Below are 3,022 nucleotides of genomic sequence, written 5' to 3' on the forward strand. Positions count from 1 at the left end.
TCCGGCATCGCCAACCTCCACAACATCATCCTCGTCGGCTGACCACCGGGCCGGTGCCGGGCAACGCCTTCACCCAGTTACGAGACGTCCCTTAGCCAGGCTCGTGCGCACGAGAGGTTCACGGTGGACTGCTGGCTGAGCCAGACCAACTGGTTCCTACTACACCGGCCGCCAACGCAACCTCCGGTCGCGGGTATGAGGAGCCTGTCCGTCTGAGCGCGAACATCGCCCCGATATACATCCGGCTCGCCGACGCGGAAGTCGCCGAACTGACCGTCCTGGCTGACGGACCTCCGCCCCTCAGCTTTCCGTCCTCCGCGCAAAGTCGGAGGCCGTGTGGTGGCCATCCACGGTGCCCTAACTCGATTGCTGGCAGCAGCCAGCTGAGTGATGATGTCGATCATGCGTAACGTGAAGGGCGGCACGCGCCCGGTGTGGTGAACGGGTCGGCGCCGGCGGAGGAGTCGGCTGACCTGGTGTGGTTGGAGGCCGCGGTCGCCAGCGGTGACGTCGCGGTCGGTGGGAACGGGTTCCGGTCGAGGGTCTTCGCTGCGGTGAACGCTGACCGCGCCGGCCCGGTCGTGCGCCGTCTGTTCCGGCTGGCTGGTGACCCGCGTGCTCCTGTACGGCTCACGGTGCTGACGTTGCTGCATGATGTCTTCGCTCCGGACGGCGGCGGGGATCCCGTTGCGGATGTCGCAGCAGTCGCTTTGGCGGATCCTGACGACGCGGTCCGGCGCGCGGCGTGCTGGCTGTTCGTCGCTTCCGCCGGCGTGGATCGTGCAGCCGATGCGATGTCGTTGGCGTCGGATCAGGTGGTTCGGGTGGCGCTGGCGGAGGCGGTTTACTCCGAGCTGCGGCAGCGTTCCGGCGACGACCGGTGGCCGTGGTTAAGCGCACGGATGAGGCGCGACGAGTTGCCTGCCGTGCGGTTTCTTGGGTCGTTGGCGGCGCTGCTCACGGCGGGTCCAGGGGATTGGGCCAGGTGGGATGCGGCGGCCCGCGAGGACTTTGAGGCGGCGGCCGAGATGCTCGGCGGGCAGGGCGGTCGTAGCACGTGGGGTGCGGGGCAACGCTGGGCTTCCGTCCTGCGGCGCCTCGATCGGGAGGAAGGGTCGTACTCGTGGGTCGAGCGGCTGCTGGGACGACACGAGCCCGACCGGGCACGCCAGGCCGGGCTGGATATCGCTGCTGAGGCGATGCGGACGTGGCGGGCTGCCCCAGCTCGACTGACACCGACGTTCTCGAAGTTGCTGACCGAACAGCCGTCCCCACTCCGACTGGCGGCGGCCGTGGTGGTGTGTGCCTCGCTGACCGCGACTCGGCTGGCCGCCGACAACCTCGTGCCGCTACTCGCCGAGCCCGCATTGTCGACGACAGTGGCTACCGCGCTCGGCAGCATCGGGGATCCACGGGCCCTACCGGTGCTACTTCGCACGCTGCGCACCGGCGCTCGGCCTCCACGGCTTGCCGGGGCGCTCGCCGCCCTGGCACCCGCGCTGTCCGACCCCACCGAGCTAATCAAGACCGCGCGGGACGTGCTGGCAGGGCATCAGGATCCGTGCCACGAGGGCCGATCGTGGCAGTCATGCCCAGCGGCGGCCGCCGTCCACGCCCTGGCGGCAATCGGCCCGGCCGCCCGAGCCGCCGTACCGGAGCTGACCGCACGCTTGCGCGCGGCTCTCGACCGCCACGATCCGACGGCGGCCCGCCTCGAGGTCTTCGCCCTGCAACAGATCGGACCGCCCGCGACACCGGCGGTAGCGCTCCTGCGACCGCTGGTGGCCGGTGGCCATCGTGATGCCGACCTTGCGGTCGTGGCGGTCCTGGCGATCACGCAGGACCGGGCGGTTGCGGAGGACTATCTCGACGCCCGCCCTGAACAGCTGCGCCGTTGCCGGATCGCCCCACACCTGCTGGCGTGGCTGACCGACCACGGCGGTCTCACCGACCGGCAGGTTCGCCAGATGAACCACCTGTTCACCCAACCCGGCGCGATGCAAGTCGGCGTCGCCGCCACCCTGTGGCAGCACAACGGTCCAGCCGCAGCGCCGCGCCTGCTCGCCGAGCTGCCCAAGTACCTCGACGACGACACCTTCGGCCCGACCGCCATGGCGGTCCTGGGCGCGATGGGCCGGTACGCGAGGCCCGCGCTGCCACATCTCGACCGGCTGATCGAGTCCCCGCGTCGGACAGCCGTCTACCTCGGTGACCCCGACGCCGAGATGCGCGCCGATGAACAGCTCTTCGACCTGGCGATCACCACCAGGGCCCTGGTCCGCGACACCAGCGTTTGACCGACGACGATCACCCCCGTTCCGAGCATGCTTTGATAAAGGAGGATCACTGTGCGTACGACTAGGGCCGAGCGTGAGCAGGCGAGCTTGCGCCGGCGGATGGAGGTCCTCCGGTTTCCTGCCGTGCCGCTGCGACATGCGGGGCACCTGCTTCCGCCGCCGGCACTGTTGCATTGAGCGTTGGCAAGATCGAGGCAGGCTTGAGCAGTGAAGTCATCGACCCGGCCTGACCCGTGGCTGCCTCCGAAGTCGGCGTTCGCCGGGTTCCGGTTCCCGCCGGAGGTGATCCTGGTCGCTGTGCGTTGGTATCTGCGGTTCAGCCTGTCCTATCGCGACGTTGAGGAGTTGCTGGTCGAGCGCGGCGTGGAGGTCGACCACGTCACGGTCTACCGCTGGGTGCAGCGGTTCACCCCGCTGTTGGCCGACGCCGCCCGATTCTGCCGCCACTCACCGGGTGACAGGTGGCATGTCGACGAGACGTACGTCAAGGTTAACGGCGTATGGCGGTACGTGTACCGGGCAGTTGACCAGTACGGGCAGGTCATCGACGTGCTCGTCTCAGCCCGCCGTGATGCCGACGCGGCCCGGCGGTTCTTCCGACGGGCGCTGTCGACGTTGAAGGCGACACCCTGAGCTTCCCCCGCTTTGATGGAGGGGTGGTTACCTGCTGCCGGTCGGTGCAGGGGTGACGATATCTGGCTCGGTCTGGCTGGTCTGTTGGTGGT

At 69.0% G+C, this 3,022-nt stretch carries 1 protein-coding gene and 1 pseudogene; both read left to right on the forward strand.

All coding sequences use genetic code 11. From position 1 onward, the window contains the following. Window positions 1-926 precede the first annotated feature (926 nt). On the forward strand, window positions 927-2,297 hold the full coding sequence (locus ABZU52_RS32230) for a hypothetical protein (protein ID WP_354974687.1): 1,371 nt from the start codon (window positions 927-929) through the stop codon (window positions 2,295-2,297). A 237-nt stretch (window positions 2,298-2,534) separates the two neighbouring features. After that, window positions 2,535-2,909 (forward strand): annotated as a pseudogene (locus ABZU52_RS32235) (IS6 family transposase); the annotation flags it as partial. Window positions 2,910-3,022 lie beyond the last annotated feature (113 nt).

Source organism: Micromonospora sp. NPDC005220 (assembly GCF_040607895.1).
GTDB lineage: Bacteria > Actinomycetota > Actinomycetes > Mycobacteriales > Micromonosporaceae > Micromonospora.